This window comes from Lunatibacter salilacus, assembly GCF_009797935.1.
Lineage (GTDB): Bacteria > Bacteroidota > Bacteroidia > Cytophagales > Cyclobacteriaceae > Lunatibacter > Lunatibacter salilacus.
Map to the genome: position 1 here is coordinate 54,897 of NZ_VOLC01000028.1, position 15,617 is coordinate 70,513.

The 15,617-nt window shown below is 43.8% G+C and carries 11 protein-coding genes; 4 read left to right on the forward strand and 7 right to left on the reverse strand.

Features of this window, described 5'->3' with window-relative positions:
• The first annotated feature begins 2 nt into the window (after positions 1 to 2).
• Positions 3 to 1,022, forward strand: coding sequence for a PorP/SprF family type IX secretion system membrane protein (locus FQ608_RS25560; RefSeq protein WP_158861334.1), 1,020 nt, complete (start codon positions 3 to 5; stop codon positions 1,020 to 1,022).
• A 139-nt stretch (positions 1,023 to 1,161) separates the two neighbouring features.
• Here the strand turns inward: FQ608_RS25560 and FQ608_RS27940 are convergent, their stop codons facing one another.
• The 7 genes from FQ608_RS27940 to FQ608_RS25590 form a co-directional block, all read right to left on the reverse strand.
• Positions 1,162 to 1,239, reverse strand: a complete 78-nt coding sequence (locus FQ608_RS27940) for a PH domain-containing protein (protein WP_317168960.1) — start codon at positions 1,237 to 1,239, stop codon at positions 1,162 to 1,164.
• Positions 1,240 to 1,283: 44 nt separating this feature from the next.
• Positions 1,284 to 2,093: an SDR family NAD(P)-dependent oxidoreductase gene (locus tag FQ608_RS25565; RefSeq protein WP_158861335.1), complete on the reverse strand. Its 810-nt coding sequence runs from the start codon at positions 2,091 to 2,093 to the stop codon at positions 1,284 to 1,286.
• Positions 2,094 to 2,096: 3 nt separating this feature from the next.
• The gene (ppsA, locus tag FQ608_RS25570) at positions 2,097 to 4,505 is read right to left on the reverse strand and encodes a phosphoenolpyruvate synthase (RefSeq protein ID WP_158861336.1); all 2,409 of its coding nucleotides are present in this window, start codon (positions 4,503 to 4,505) and stop codon (positions 2,097 to 2,099) included.
• Positions 4,506 to 4,799: 294 nt separating this feature from the next.
• Positions 4,800 to 5,525 carry an SIP domain-containing protein gene (locus tag FQ608_RS25575; protein ID WP_158861337.1) on the reverse strand — a complete coding sequence of 242 codons (726 nt, stop codon included), beginning with the start codon at positions 5,523 to 5,525 and terminating at the stop codon, positions 4,800 to 4,802.
• Between the two features lie 42 nt (positions 5,526 to 5,567).
• Positions 5,568 to 7,154: a ribosomal protection-like ABC-F family protein gene (gene abc-f, locus FQ608_RS25580; protein ID WP_158861338.1), complete on the reverse strand. Its 1,587-nt coding sequence runs from the start codon at positions 7,152 to 7,154 to the stop codon at positions 5,568 to 5,570.
• 874 nt (positions 7,155 to 8,028) lie between these two features.
• On the reverse strand, positions 8,029 to 8,367 hold the full coding sequence (locus tag FQ608_RS25585; protein WP_199856478.1) for a hypothetical protein: 339 nt from the start codon (positions 8,365 to 8,367) through the stop codon (positions 8,029 to 8,031).
• Positions 8,368 to 8,642: 275 nt separating this feature from the next.
• Entirely contained in the window at positions 8,643 to 9,608 is a 966-nt protein-coding gene (locus tag FQ608_RS25590) for an RNase H family protein (RefSeq protein WP_158861339.1), read from the reverse strand.
• A 395-nt stretch (positions 9,609 to 10,003) separates the two neighbouring features.
• Between FQ608_RS25590 and FQ608_RS25595 the strand changes: the two genes are divergently transcribed.
• The 3 genes from FQ608_RS25595 (at position 10,004) to ltrA (ending at position 15,491) form a co-directional block, all read left to right on the forward strand.
• A complete protein-coding gene (locus FQ608_RS25595) occupies positions 10,004 to 12,190 on the forward strand; it encodes a hypothetical protein (RefSeq protein ID WP_158861340.1) in 2,187 nt (728 codons plus the stop codon).
• Positions 12,191 to 13,759: 1,569 nt separating this feature from the next.
• Positions 13,760 to 13,960, forward strand: a complete 201-nt coding sequence (locus FQ608_RS25600; RefSeq protein WP_158861341.1) for a hypothetical protein — start codon at positions 13,760 to 13,762, stop codon at positions 13,958 to 13,960.
• A gap of 250 nt (positions 13,961 to 14,210) precedes the next feature.
• Entirely contained in the window at positions 14,211 to 15,491 is a 1,281-nt protein-coding gene (gene ltrA, locus FQ608_RS25605; RefSeq protein ID WP_158861343.1) for a group II intron reverse transcriptase/maturase, read from the forward strand.
• Positions 15,492 to 15,617: the final 126 nt, after the last annotated feature.

Here is a 15,617-nt window from a genome sequence, read left to right on the forward strand (position 1 = left end):
TTATGAAACGGATTTTACTGCTGCTGCTATTGGTTGGTTGTATGGGGAGGGTTCAGGGACAGGATTTCCACTTCTCCCAGTTTTATTCGGCGCCTCTGTATTTGAACCCCGCGCTGACTGGTTCTTCTGAAATGACCCGGATGGGTATTAATTACAGGAAACAGTGGCCCGGCCTAGAGTTTGATTTTAAAGGGTATTCGGCTTTTGTGGATCATTACAGTTTCGATCTTAAAAGTGGAATTGGCTTGGCGGTTCATAGCTTCAATGAACAGCATCTGAAACTCAGCTCCACGGAAGTTTCATTCCTGTATTCCTATAATTTGGATCTGTCGGATACTTGGAACGTAAGGATGGGGAGTCAGACATCCTACGTGATGAAAAATGGATTTTTTGATAACTCACTGTTCGGCGACCAGATAGATGTTTTCAATAGGACAATCCAGCCCGGGTCTACGGATTTTCTCACTACTGTCGACCCTTTTAATTATTTGGATCTTTCATTCGGGTTTTTGTTGACCACGCCGGATGTTTGGTTTGGAGGGAGTGCCCATCATGTCAACAATCCCACAATAAGGTACAGCGGAGAAAACCGGCATGATTTTATGGACACTAAATTCAGTGCACATGGTGGGGTTCAGTTTGATTTCGAACCGCAGAATTACTGGGGGGAGGGCGTACAGAGAAACATGACCGTGATGGGAAATTATATCATTCAGGGCCCCTTTTCTCAATTGGACATCAGCTCCCAAATGCTTTATGACCAATATATTGTTGGATTGGGGTTCCGTGGGATTCCGGGTAACAACCGCATGCCTAACCAGGACTCAATAATATTTCTGTTAGGCTTTAGCTTGGAAAGTGGAATTGTAATCGGCTATAGCTATGACTGGATGATCAGCAATGTTGGGATGTACACAAAAGGATCCCATGAATTTTCTATGAGATACCAGTTTATGGCAGGGGATCCCCGAAAAAGGAATAGAAGGAGTAGGGTACTTAAATGTTTCAAGTCCCTCATCTGATCTATTATCCTTCTTGATAGTGATTTAAATTTATCGCTCTAGCTAAACGCAGTCGGTTATAGCGTTGAAGGAAGATGGAATATAGGTTTGGCAAAATCCAGAATTTCAATTCTGTGTCTAAATCAAATGTCCCAGCAGGCTATGGTAAATCGGAAATGCTCTCGTACGGTATCGAGTTATATGCTGCCTTACAGCCTGTAATACCCTGCTCATCCACGATAATAAAATGCTAATTAAATGGTGAAATATCCCTAGATGCGGCTACATCACCAACAATCCACCGTCAATTACCATAGTGCTTCCTGTCATATAGTTGGATGCGTCACTGGCCAAAAAGAGTGCTGCGTTGCCGATCTCTTCAGGTTCTCCCATCCGTTGGAGGGGTAACATTTGAATAAACTGTTCCATCTGCGTTTTCATCGCCTCCTTCTGCTCTGGAGATAAATTATCTCCAGCCATTTTTGCCACTCCGGGAGTAGTGACTCCTCCGGGCGCAATGTCATTTACATTGATGCCATATCTGCCAACCTCTTTAGCAAAGGCCCTTGTGAGCATCCTTAGGCCACCTTTTGAGGAATCATAGTGGGATAAATTGCCGGAAGGCTTGATGCTGTCTACGGAGGAAATATTGATGATCTTGCCTCCGTGGTTTTTCTCAATCATTTTTTTCACCGCCAATTTGGAAAGAAAGGCCACAGCTTTCAGATTTATCGCCTGGGTTTTATCCCATAGTTCCTCCGTTAAGTCAGTGACGGGACAATAGGAAAATATACCCGCATTATTTACCAAAATGTGTAAATCGCCAAATGCCTCAATGGTTTGGTCAATAATCGGTTCAAGATTTTTGCTGTCGCTCAAATCAGCCTGAACGTACTGCGCTTTGCGTCCAAGAGCTGCTATATCTCTTAATGTGGCAGCCGCTTCAGATGTGTCTACGATATCAGTTATCAGGACTGAAGCCCCTGCTTCTGCCAAACGGAGGGCAATACCTTTGCCTATACCCATTGTACCTCCGGTTACAATGGCCACCTTGCCTGTGAGGTCAAAGAGTTTTTCAATTGAGGTTTTCATGGTTTAATTAGTTTTGTTACTAACTGAATTTTCCGCCGCTACCATATTTTCAATTCCCCGTATCAACGCATCCGGATTATAGGAAATACTGTCGATTCCTTCATCAACCAGGAATTTCGCAAAGGCAGGAAGGTCACTGGGAGCCTGCCCGCACAGTCCGACTTTGATGCCATTCCGTTTGGCGGCATGAATGGTTTCTTTTATCAGTCCCTTTACGGCGGGATTTTCTTCATTGAACAGGTAGCTTACCAAGGCGGAATCCCTGTCCAGTCCCAGCGTCAGCTGGGTCAAGTCGTTCGATCCTATGGAAAACCCATCAAACAGCTTCGCAAATTCATCTGCCAATAGAACATTGCTAGGGATCTCAATCATCACGTATATTTCCAGGCCGTTTTCTTTTTGCTTCAACCCGTTCGCAGCCATTTCGGCAAGCACTTTTTCGCCTTCCTCTACTGTACGGCAAAAGGGGATCATCAATTTCACATTCGTCATGCCCATTTCATCCCGTACTTTTTTCATGGCTTCACATTCCAGCGCAAACCCCTTTCGGTAAAAGTCGCTGTAATAACGTGAGGCACCCCGCAGCCCTATCATCGGGTTTTCCTCATGCGGTTCAAAATATTTCCCCCCGATCAGGTTGGCGTATTCGTTGCTTTTAAAGTCACTCATGCGTACAATGACATCTTTGGGATAAAAGGCCGCGGCTACGGTGGAGACTGCCTCCACGAGTTTTTCCACAAAATAAGTCTTACCCGCTGAATAGTCCTTGGTCAGTTCTTCAATTTCGGACTTTGTCTGCCCGTCGGTGATTTTTTCGGGTTCTATCAATGCTAATGGGTGAATGCGGATGCTATTGCTGATCGCAAATTCCAAGCGCAACAGGCCCACGCCGCTGTTTGGATAGTGGCTCAACTCAAAGGCCCGGTCCGGGTCGGCAAGAATAAACATCGGATGGGTTTCCGGCATGGGCAGTTGGCTGTAATCCTGTTCTTGGGTTACCCATTCCAAAAGCCCCTTATACACATGCCCGTCCTTTCCTTCCGCACAGGAGACCGTAATTTCCTGCCCGTCTTCAATGGCTTCCGTGGCGTTACCACATCCTACCACGGCTACAGTCCCCAATTCCCGGGCTACAATGGCCGCATGGCTGGTTCTGCCACCTTTGTTTGTAATGATGGCAGCGGCCTTTTTCAATACCGGATCCCAGTCCGGATTGGTGATGTCGGTTACCAGTATTTCCCCTTTTTGCAGTTGACCCCCTTCTTGGGGGGTGAGTAATATCCGTGCCTTGCCGGAGGCTATTTTATCGCCCAAGGCTATTCCCGAAGTAAGGAGTTCCCCTTTTTCCTTAAGGGAAAAGATTTCCCGTATCTGTTTCTTCGCTTTTCCGTGAACCGTCTCCGGCCTTGCCTGCACAATATATAATTGCTGGTTTAGGCCGTCTTTTGCCCATTCGATATCCATTGCCTTTCCGTAGTGTTGCTCTATTTGAAGACACCATTTCGCCAATTGGATTACTTCCTTTTTGCTGAGTGAAAATTGGTTTTGTCTTTCTGGGGATGTGTCTATGTTGGCGATGGTCTTTTCTGCGGAGGCACCTGCGGCATCTTCCACATAGAGCATGGTATATTCCTTTCTTCCGAGGTGGCTTTTAATAATAGGATTTAATGAATCATCAAAAAGGGTGGGTTTAAACACCAGCCATTCATCGGGTGTCACCCTGCCCTGCACGATGTTTTCACCCAGGCCCCAGCAACTGTTAATTATTATGCCTTTTTCAAACCCACTGTCCGGGTCAATGGTAAAGGCCACACCCGAGGAGGCTTTATCGCTGCGCACCATTTGCTGTACCCCCACAGATATGGCAACATCCATTCCCGTAAATCCCATATCGTGGCGGTATTTGATCGCCCTGTCCGTGTATAAGGAGGCGTAACACCGGTGAATCGCATCCAGTAGTTGCTTTTCGCCACTGATATTCAGAAAGGATTCCATCCTTCCGGCAAAACTGGCTGTCGGGAGGTCCTCGGCGGTCGCACTGCTGCGGACCGCTACATCCAGGTGCTGTATGCCACATGATGAAGAGAGGGCCTGATAGGCTTTGTTGACTGCTGCGACAATTTCAGCAGGGAACTCACCCGACATAATCAGGCCTCGCGCTGTCTCGCCGATAGTGGTAAGGTTGGCATAATGGTCTGTATCTAGGGACAGTAATAAATCGGTCAACTGCTTTCCTATCCCGTTTTGTTCGCAAAAGAGGCGATAGGCATCCGCCGTAAGGGCAAATCCATCGGGAACACCGATACCTTTGGGGTTTAGTTGGTTATACATTTCGCCCAGGGAGGCATTTTTGCCACCCACCCGGGCAATATCGCCTATCCGTATTTCGGCGAACTGCTTGATCAAATCCATAATGTTTAGGTCTTAGTAAAAGTAAGCGATTTTGTCCAGCACCAACAAAATAACCGCCCGAACCTATTAGGGTAGGGGCAAATATAAAGGAGTAGCTGAAGTGCTGGATAAGTCGGTTAGGATAGGAGTCTCAAAGTACAAAATTTTTTCTTTATTGAGAAATATTATTCATTCATTAGAATTTTTTTATGAATTTGATCCATACAATGCTTTGCGTTGTGATTTCTCTCGTGTTACTAGGGCGGCGTAAACCTGATTCCCTTTGTTCAGGTTATTGAATCACCGATTGTGCTATTATTCAAGTCCCTTTTTGTCCGGGTTCCAAAATGGTTTTGTCTTAATTTGGTTGGCTTCCCAATGTAATTCTTTTCTGAAATAGTTGTTCAACGCCACGCACACTCTGCTGTCTCCTCCGATATAGACCATTTTTCTCCCGGTCATTGTCGGAACGATTTCTTTGATTTTACTGATAATTTCCCCCGTGGGATTTTGAGGCATTTCATAAAAATCAAAAGGTCTGCTTCCATCTATGTCAGCGTATAATTCGTTTTTATGTTGACTGTATAAAATACTTTCAACTTGCTTTTCTTTGGTCAGGTTTCTCCTAATCATATACAGATGGGCTAAGGCAGATAAGTCGCCAATCAGCAAATAACTGTCCGCGCTGTTTTCAATGAGAAATTTGCCCTTTTTCCACCTGAAATATACCGTGTCGCCTGTTTTCCGCTGTTTGGCCCAATTGGCTCCAGGTCCGTTGCCCTGTGTTGCTATTGCCAAGTCAATGGTTCCGTTGGTTTGGTCTATGTTCCAAACAGAGTAACTTCTTACAAAATCTTTCATAGAAAGCCCTTCATCCGTAATACCGACACCCACCCGTAAAAAATATCCCGGCACAAAATCCACACTCTTGATGGCTTCACTTTTGATACAGAGTCTATATGCTGAGTCTGATAATTTTTGTTTGCTCTCAATAACGTTTTCTTTGAGAAATCGCTTTAAAATGGTTTTTAGTATTTCCATGATGTTGGTTTGGTAGCCTTCGAACAATACTGAATCGGTGATCTAGAGTTGAATTGTGTGCTCAATATTTATATTTTCTAAAAATGTCTCATCATGCGATACAACAATCAAAGTTCCTTGGTATTCGGTTATGGAGGCAGTTAGAATTTCTATGTTTTGAATGTCCAAATTATTGGTAGGTTCGTCTAAAATTATCATGTCTGGGGATTGATTACTGATAGTTAAGCAACACAGAATTAAACGCATTTTTTCTCCGCCACTCAATGCACTACAGGTTTTATCCCAGTCGTCCTTAGTAAATAAAAACCGATTAAGTCTCGTTTTTAGTTCATGTTCCAGTAATGCCGAAACGTTGAATTCTTGAACTTGTTCATATACTTTGAGCTGTTCGTCAATCAAAGAATAATCTTGGTCGATGTAAACCGCCTTTTTATCCGCCCGATAAATACTTCCCGTTTGCGGTTCCAATTTTCCTAAAATTAGTTGTAACAGCGTGGTCTTGCCCGAACCGTTCACGCCTTTTAACGCAAGGCGTTCCCCACTTGTGATTCCAAAAGTCAAATTGTGTTTCCAAAGCGCGTGATCGTTAAAACTGAAATTTATTTCCTCTGCCTTGATAAGAATTTTCCCCTTGTGCAAAGTTGAGTGGTCAAATCCAAATTTCATTTTGTTTATCTCCGGCAAAGCAGAACGCAGCTCATTTAATTCTTCCTTAATGCCGCCAATTTTATCCGCATGAACGCCTTTCATTCGAGAAGTGCTTTTTTCTGCGTTGTTTCGCAACGTATTCATCATAATCCGTGCTACTCCGGATTTTTCCTGCTTGCCTTTTCCACGGCTGTCTAGCTTTTGTTGACGCTCCAAGGTTTCCCGTTCTTTTTCCTTAGCTTTTCGCAATGCCTTTTCCTTACTCTGCAAATCCTCATTTAAAGCATTGCTTTCTATCTGTTTTTGTTCGGCGTAAAAATTATAATTGCCCCCATAAACAGTTATCCCACGTTTACTTAACTCAGCTACCTTGTCCAGAAGATTCAATAATTTTCTATCGTGGCTTACTACGATCAATGTGCTTTTTGTAGCTTGGATAAACTGGTATAGCAGCCTCCTGCCGTCAACGTCCAGATGATTACTTGGCTCGTCCAACAGAATCAATTCCGGTTGCTGAATGGAAATGCCAGCGAGAAACACTTTGGTCTTTTGTCCACCACTTAGTGTTTCTATTTTTTGAGATAAATTCAAATTGGTTAATTGCCAATACTTCAACGCCTCTTTGCATCGAGCCTCGATCGTCCAATCATCTTCAAGAGTTGTATAATTTTCCTCGCTCATGTTGCCGTTAAGGATGTCCCGCAAAGCATTTAGTTTATTATCAACTTTCAACGCTTGTCCAATCGTCAGATGATTGAATTGCCCGAAGATTTGTGGAACAAAATAAGCGTCAGAATTTCCAACTATCTGACCGGCTAAAGGCTTTAATTCCTTTGAAATAAGTTTCAGTAAAGTTGATTTTCCTGAGCCATTGTTGCCAATCAGCGCTATTTTTTCGTTGTGGTTTAGCGTTAAATTGATCGAGTCAAACAGCGGATTTTTATTGGGGTGGGTATAGGAGATGTTTTGTAAAATAAGCATAACTTCTTTCTTTAAGGATTAGTGAATTGGTAAAACCGCTAGGCAGTTCACTGTCTTTAATTGTCTGAAAGAAATTATTTTTTCATATTAGTATTGCTTACTTTTTGGTCTACAAATATAAGAAGTTTATTTTTTGAGTTAAAGTTTAAATTCAATCTTGCCCCAAATCATAAAAAAATCAGCATTGCCGTGTCAAAAGTCATATTTCCGGTGGTATTTCCAGCCTCTAATTTGAGGCTTTTTAGCATCCTATAATCCCCCAAGGTACTACGGAGACATGTTTTCTTTTGTTTATGCTTGGACTAGCATTGTATCAAGCTTTTCAAATAGATTTTCATAATCACTTGGTTCAGCTCGCCTGGCGGTAGGCTTCGATTTGATTTTTTGGATCGCGGACCAGTGATAAATTCAACTTAAACCGGTCGTTAGTATGGGCTGGATTCATGTTGGATTTTGCACACCTCACCCTCCTGTTTTTGGAGGGGGCTGGGGGGGTGGTTGTGACGGAGCGCTGATTTGGTGCCTATTGTCGGACGGCAAGAATACCTCATTTGCAATAGTTTTTCAGTAATCTATTTTCGATCCATTAGATTGCTTTCAGGCAGTTCCGTTTCTTCAAAAGCCTTGCCTAAGTTAACATACCTTTCAAAAAGCCGTCAATTCAAAAGCTTTCGGAATAATGTTAGAGCCTCGATATAAGACCTTCGCTTTTGGTATTCTTATCAACTAAAAATTAATCCTCTTATATGCAAAACATTTAAATTCCGGGTCTCCTTGTTGGTCGAATCTTGTCATATTGCAAAATACTTCCTCGTTTGGGTCATCATTATACACACAAGTCAGAAATAAGAAAGTTTTTTAATCAGTTCGGTATTTATTTCATATCCATCGTCATAAAAAATCCATGAATCTCACTTGGATCCATCTCGTCAATATGTCTATGGCCTTTTCTGTTTTCCCGTTTTTTAATTGCTGATTCAATTTCGTAATCATCTGTCGGTATTCTCTCTCCTGTAATACAAGTAAAACAGCTATTTCCAGCAGCAGCAGAACCAATTACCCAAATATCATTTCCACAGGAGCATTTAATTTCTTTATTATAATCTGACAGTGCGGAATTAAGTCGTTTCCTTAACTCTTTTTCACTTTCACTTGGGTTATTTTTCAAGTGTGTTTTTATGTACTCATTTATAGAAATTGGTATAAACCCCATGTTTTTCGTCAGTTAAGTAAAGCAATTCCGTTTTGAAGACACCTTTTTTTAACAAAAAGTGCAAAGTACAGGAAACAGTTCACCCTTTTAATTACTTTACATCTTCCTTAAATTTACCGATTAAATTTTCCAAATTTTTTCCTTTACATCCTTAGCTAGATATTGAATTTTTTTTTTTGGCATCTATTATTTGGTTTGTACAAATTCAGAACGAGCTTTCCAATCGTTTTTCCGAGAATTACTATATCTATCTATGTTTGCTGTCATTCTTATATTTACTTTCGTCCGTAGTCCGCGGGAATTTGACCCCAGGCACCAGTATTCCATTTTAAGATTTTAGTGTCATAATGATTATTTTGAAGCCAAGTCACCGCTCGCTGAATGAGGTCAAACACTTTTTCATTAGTGTCAGTCTTTTCATATTTTGTTTTGCATTTTTTCTGTTTGACCCACGAGATCGCATTTAGGCTGTCGCTGTAAATGACTTTGAGTTCTTTGCCATTCTTCTTATACAATGCAAGCGCATGAACAATCGCTAAAAATTCACCAATATTGTTTGTCGCTTCGTCCAATTTAAGTTCAAATATTACCTTCTTTGTCTCGGTGTCAACGCCCCTATATTCTGTTGGTCCAGGATTGTTAATTGTAGACGCGTCAACACAAATGCTGTCAAGGATTGGTTTATCGTCAGTAATTTCTAACAAAATATTATGGTGCGCATTTTCATCAGTCGTTGCAAAAAGATCAGTACCTGTGTTATTAGTTGCTTTTATGTCACTTGGAAGATTTCTCTTGCCAGACATGGTTTTCCCTAATTGTTCCGCTTGTTGGTATTCTTTAGTAAATTTAACATCTCTTGAATGCTGAAATGAAATTGAATGAGTGTTTGCCATAAGGACTTTGTCTAATTCAATCCAAAGGTCAACATGTTTCTTCTTTTTGAACCCCTTCTTTTTCCATTTCTCCAACCAACCTTTTGTCAAACTGTCAATTACATAACCGTTTGTCAGGTAAACAGTAATGTTGCTTGGCACCTTAATCCTTTTCAGTCCTTCTGTAATACCAACTATGTCCATTCGAGCATTTGTCGTGTTAGAAAATCCACCTGAAAATTCTTCAACTCTTTTCCCATTCACACATATGACAACTCCGTAACCGCCATTTCCAACTACTTCATCACTGTCAAGTCGCTCGGATAAGTGGCATGAACCATAAATAAATAGTTTTACTTCATCTGTCATTTGTAGTCTTTGTTTTTATTATTGTCATTTTGGTTACAAATGTCTTTTCAGCATGAGGCACATAACACTCGTTTATACTCGACTCCCTTTCGCCAATTGCGTCTATATTCCCTTTGCCTACAGCATGTTAAGGAATCGAATTCTAAATTATGGATTTCGTTGATCCTTTCATACAGGAAATGGCTATTTTTATAAGCATCGCAACATATCTCAAAAAATCCGCTTTTAACTTTTCGCAAACATTTAAAACGACAGACAGCATTTTTTCATCTTAATCTAAAATTAAAGTCCCACCATAAATCCTGACAGGCCCTGCCGAAAATTAACATTTCTCTTTCGCCGAATGATGACATCGCAGCCGCATATCGATGTAGCTAAAACAAGCTTCTTTTTACATGAAAACAAAATGTCTACTTCCCGTGCTTCTCCTACTCTTTATCAATGCCTGTGACCAGGGAGAGGACCCCCAACCTATTACCCCGCAAACCGATCCGCTTCTCGGATTGATCACCAAATCCCTACAGGTAAAGCTGCCAGAGGGATCCAATGCCGATATCACTCGGATGACCGTTTATTCCAATGAGCTCGAATCCGAAATCAGTACAGCAGGAGCGGGGAAAGTTTTCTCATTGGCGGAGAATCCTGCTTTTGCCTACCTCTTTGACAAGGACGACAACCTACTGCTTGCCGGATTGGTAGGACCAGGAAGATCGGACCTGTCTATTGAGACAACAACCGAATTTTTGCTCTATCACGCCTTTGCCGTTCCCTTTGAGGATGATTTCGTTGCTGAGGAATTTTTTAAACAGGTAAGGCAATTTCCTATCTGGGCGCAGGCCGTTACAATGGTTCGGGAACAGTTTGCTGCCGACCCCCAAATGCTGGGGAAGGAGGAAATCGGGACCAACATCAATGCGCTAATCAATCCCCTGCTGCCCGAAAGCCGGATACTGCCTGCTGCCAGAAGGGCCACGGAGGAAGATTTGGAGAAAGCATCCGACCTCTTGATGAACGGAGATATCCGCAGTGGACTTCAGGTGTTCCAAACCGGACTTAACGAATTTACGGTCGCCAATACCGCCCGGAGAAGGGTACATGGGTATTTATATAAAAGGACTTATGTTGACCAAAATGACATTGAGCATAAGGTCAACCTCTACCCGAGTTCCTCTTCTAAGGAGGCCGATCAGGAAATACTGATTTCCATGGTGAACGGAGTGACTGGCATCAGCAGCACCATCTATGACTATCTTATTGGTGAAACGGAGAAATCCTTTCGCGTGACCACAGAACCTATATCCATTCCGCTGTTGGAGGAGGAAAAGCAGGTGGATTGGAGCCTGCGTATATTCGGTGTAGGGACGGGAACTGGTGGAGGCAAAAATTCTACGGAAATTTCCCGCATCGTCAAGTTGCAAATGACCACCTTGACGCTGGATTTTGTGGTGCCGTTGATTGCCGATGTCATTTCCGTAAAGGGCTTGGTTTCAAAAGCCAAACCCGGTCCCAAAGGGGAGGCCGATTTATGGGAGGCGATGATTACTGCCGTCACGGGCTATGTGGAAAAGATGCCGGAGGTAAAAGCGAAAATGGACAACGGCGAATATATGGAGGCGGGCAGGGACTTTTTTAATATCGGATATAACCAATTTGGGTCTATATTTTTGTCCGACCTGGCCGAAATCGCCGCGGAAACGATCTTCGACGCCCTTCCGGCAAATATGGCAAAACCCAGTCTGGAAAGTATGAAGAATTCTGCTGCCCGAAAGGTAAAGATCATCGGTGCCATCGATTTGGTACTCAAAGGGTCGGATTATGCCCGAAAGACCTACGATATCCGCAACAGCAAAAACATGGAGGTATGGCCAATCAAGGCCAGCGAGATTGAAATAAATTTGGAACCCCGGGAAAGTACCATCGAGGTAAGTACTGAAAAGAAGCTAACTGCCTATATCAAGTCCACTATTGCGGAGGGTCAGGTGTTGGAATACCAATGGTCGTCCACCGGAAAATACGGTTATCTAAAAGACGATCGGGGGCATGAGGGAAATAGCTTTACCAGTTCCCTGCGGGAAGCCGTCTATGTCTGTACGGCAGAGGCAGATCCCGACCAGTCCAACCGGCAGGATACTGTATCTGTGGATATCTACTTAAAGGTAGGTATGAAAAAATACAAGGTAGGCAAAAACCATGCGATCCTGAAGGTCGGCGACAAGGAGATGTTTTCTGTAAACTGGGAGCCGAAGGTGCATGTGAGAGAGATCCTATCCTTCGGCAGACCCGAATGGATTGTCAGTGGAGGCTCTTTTGAGGCTACCTTTACAAATAGGGAGGGTGCGAAAGCCTATGACCTGCAAAACGTCCGTGCCGACGGCACCAAGGCACCTGCTATACGAAGGACTCCCGCGCAGCTTGGGGGAGTTGTAGACGGTACCCTTACCCATCGGGTAGCCATTGGTTCCGTCTCCATCTTTATCACTCAAAGCGTTGCCCAGCGGGACGCACGGATCGCCCTTATTGAAAAGCAACTGGAAGACGTAAAACACAACTACAGTCGATTGGAGGTAACCGTAATCCGGTAGTCGAGCATTTTTCAATCACCCAACTTTCCCCAGGCTGCGTTGGCGGTCTGGGGATTTTTTTAGTTAGTTGAATCAATTTTGCATTAATAAATCAACCCACCTATTTCAGTTTGCTCTATTTACAGAGAAAACGAATTGGACGTAAAATACCTTATTGAATCCGGTAAAAAGACTCGATTTTCTGCCAAAACGGCGTATCGTTGTCGTAAAAAACCTTCAACTACCACTTCGGAGCTCAAACCGTCGAGTTCGGAACTCGAAAGATCGAGTTCCGAAGTACCCACCCCCACTTCCGAAGTACCCCCCTGAGGAAATGAAGCGAAGAGTTATCTGCTAAAATGGCATTATTTTATTTCCAAACCGAAAAATTCCGTCTTTTAACCAAAAACTCCGATTTTTTGGACCGAAAGGGGTGCCTCCGAACTCCAACGACCGAGTTCTGAGCTCGAACGTTGTGAGTTTGAACTCGATCGGCCGAGTTCCGAGGTGGAGGGGGGTACTTCCGAAGTACCCCTCCCCACTTCGGAAGTACCCCCTATACGATTATTAATCCAATCTTAGGCTAAGCAAGAATTATTCTGTAACGTTTCGATCGCCTATATTTAATTATCTGGGGCAACGGTTTGACAGGTCAGGCAACAGGGAAACAGCACACGTGATCGCTGCCGAATAAATCGAAAGCTTACTTCATTAGCTAAACAATCATTTAGGCTGCAGTTTGAATATCGAGACCGTACCCTTTTATTTTAGCCTTGTCAGATTAATAGCTGGACAATCTTATGACAAAATCAAGTTCAAAAACTCAATTTGGGGGTGCTTTTAGATATACAAATCCGGAAAATTGCTGGAGTTAAGCAAATCTTAACTGGATTATCCCTTAAAAAAGTATTCAATTGTACTTCTTTTTCAAGAAATCCGTAATCTTCATTTCGAAGTTATGATAGGGCGGTAAAATTGTACTTATACAACCTATTAGCGCTGATACAAAAAGGTTGGGGCAACATGCGTCAACCAAAATTTCGTTATCATGAACGGTTATTTGTGCGCCAACTGTGGCGGATTTCCGCACAATTATACTTTTTTGAGGTATGGAGTAAGATGTGTAAACCGAGTAATTTGGGAATTGACCCTTCAAAGTCAAAAGCATTTCATTGAAGTCAGGTAACTGTATGGCTTGAATTAGCATAGTTTTCACTTTTTTCAGAAGGTAAGTTACAAATAAATGATGAATTAGGTGTGATTTTGAATTGCAGAATCGCCCTCTAACGGTTCGCAGCTACACGCAGGCAGGGATTTTTAACACCAAACTTCATTAAAAGTATAGAACTTGGATTTAGCACTTCACTTTCATAGAAGCACGAAACCCCTGCTTGCTTGTAGCTGCTGTGTGTGCCTCGAATGGTGAATATAGGTCAAAAAGTTGACCGTTCCAACGGGTGAAAGTCCCTTAAGCGCGGGGGTAACGTCCCGAAGCCAAGCAAGTGGCAAGCTGGTTTGCCGTGAGGCATGCAGTGAAGTAAGCCAGACTGCGGTGTCTGTACTGACGGACAGAAACCATATACTGAGGCCATGAGGTCGGATGAGGTGCCACATCACGCCGAAGTCCAAGCCTTCCCAAAGGAAGGAAGCACCGAAATGGTAGATATGGCAGAGGACAAAGCGGGAGCTTTGGGCCGGGTATGCGGGGAGACACAAGGATATTCACCTTACCGAGAGGGCCGAGCGCAAAGAAAACTTCCAGTGGAAGTTTTCAGCGAGGAGCCAGGGTGAGGGGCAGGCTGGGTGTCGGGAACACCCAAGAGAAGTCAGCCGAGGTCATAGTAGTTGCCGGTAACGAGCTGTAAGATCTACAGAGGTCTCACTGGGCAGCAAAGGACTGAACGCTGGATTACGTCCAAATTCGATGGGGAGCACCATATTGGGGCAGCCTCTTCTTAAGCAGGACTGAGCGTAAATAAAATGTCCCTTTGGACATTTTTAGCGAAGGGCCGGGAAGTGGGGGAGCTTAACAGATTAAGTTATGATAGAAAAAGTACTCAACCGTAAGAACCTTTACAAAGCCTACCGAAAGGTAGTGCGGAACAAAGGTTCGGCAGGGGTGGACGGCATGGAGGTCACCGAACTGTATTCCTATTTGGAAAACAACAGGGACAGGATTGTCACATCCATCCTGAACCATACGTACGTACCCAAACCTATCGAGGGGGTGGAAATACCGAAGGAAAACGGGAAGACCAGATTGCTTGGGGTTCCCACAGTAGTGGACAGATGGATCCAACAGGCGGTAAGCCAAGTGCTGATGACCAAGTACGAACTCACGTTCGAGGAGTACAGCTATGGCTTCCGGCCGCAGAAGAACACCCAAAGGGCGGTAACACGGGCCCTGAAATTCATCAATGATGGGTATCAGGACATCGTGGATATCGACCTCAGGGGGTTCTTTGACGAGGTGGACCACTCCATTCTGCTCCAGTTCATCTACGAACGGGTAAAATGCCCGACAACTCTCCGGCTGATTCGGAAATGGCTGCGTGCACCTATCCAGATTGAGGGAAAATTGCACAAACGTAGAAAGGGCGTTTCACAGGGTTCCCCGATCAGTCCCTTATTAAGCAACATCCTACTGGATGTGCTGGACAAGGAACTGGACAGGAGGAACCTGAAATACGTCCGGTATGCTGATGACTTCAGTATATACGCCAAGTCAAAGAGGGAAGCCAGAAAGGTGGGCAACGAAGTGTATCTCTTTTTAAGGGACAAGCTCCGACTGCCCATCAACAGGGAGAAAAGCGGGATCCGACGACCGTCCAATTTTGAGATGCTGGGACATGCATTTGTCCCGACATACCAGAAGGGGGTCAAGGGAAAATACCAGTTGGTGGTGCGGACAAAATGCTGGGGTTCACTTAAACGCAAGCTCAAGCAGATCACCAAGAAGACCAGACCGTACAGTTTTGAGGAGAGGTTGAGGAAGCTGGCAGAAGTGTGGCGGGGATGGGTAAACAATTACCGTCTCGCCAGTATGACAGCCAAGCTTAAAGCCATGGATGAATGGCTGCGAAACCGACTTCGTTACTGTATCTGGCACGACTGGAAGAAGCCTGAACGGAAACGTAAAAACCTGATCGGATTGGGAGTGGACCAAGACCATGCGTATGCATGGAGTAGAACCAGAAAAGGGGGATGGGCAGTAGCCCAGAGCCCAATTTTGAATACTACCATAACTTTGTCACGCTTAAGAAGAAAAGGTTACGAGTCAATGCTTTCCTATTACCTCAAATCGCAACCTACAATCCAGTGAATCGCCGTATACGAGACCCGTACGTACGGTGGTGTGAGAGCCTCAACCTGAGCCACTTGGCTCAGGTCGGGCTACTCATATCTTTGAAATTAATAGAAAATTCATAAAATCATTGTTAGTTTAGAT

Excerpts from the sequence above, each read along its gene's own strand:
- FQ608_RS25560 (WP_158861334.1), top strand. The coding sequence starts at position 3 with ATGAAACGGATTTTACTGCTGCTGCTATTGGTTGGTTGTATGGGGAGG.
- FQ608_RS25565 (WP_158861335.1), bottom strand. The coding sequence starts at position 2,093 with ATGAAAACCTCAATTGAAAAACTCTTTGACCTCACAGGCAAGGTGGCC.
- ppsA (WP_158861336.1), bottom strand. The coding sequence starts at position 4,505 with ATGGATTTGATCAAGCAGTTCGCCGAAATACGGATAGGCGATATTGCC.
- FQ608_RS25575 (WP_158861337.1), bottom strand. The coding sequence starts at position 5,525 with ATGGAAATACTAAAAACCATTTTAAAGCGATTTCTCAAAGAAAACGTT.
- abc-f (WP_158861338.1), bottom strand. The coding sequence starts at position 7,154 with ATGCTTATTTTACAAAACATCTCCTATACCCACCCCAATAAAAATCCG.
- FQ608_RS25585 (WP_199856478.1), bottom strand. The coding sequence starts at position 8,367 with ATGGGGTTTATACCAATTTCTATAAATGAGTACATAAAAACACACTTG.
- FQ608_RS25590 (WP_158861339.1), bottom strand. The coding sequence starts at position 9,608 with ATGACAGATGAAGTAAAACTATTTATTTATGGTTCATGCCACTTATCC.
- FQ608_RS25595 (WP_158861340.1), top strand. The coding sequence starts at position 10,004 with ATGAAAACAAAATGTCTACTTCCCGTGCTTCTCCTACTCTTTATCAAT.
- FQ608_RS25600 (WP_158861341.1), top strand. The coding sequence starts at position 13,760 with ATGAGGTCGGATGAGGTGCCACATCACGCCGAAGTCCAAGCCTTCCCA.
- ltrA (WP_158861343.1), top strand. The coding sequence starts at position 14,211 with ATGATAGAAAAAGTACTCAACCGTAAGAACCTTTACAAAGCCTACCGA.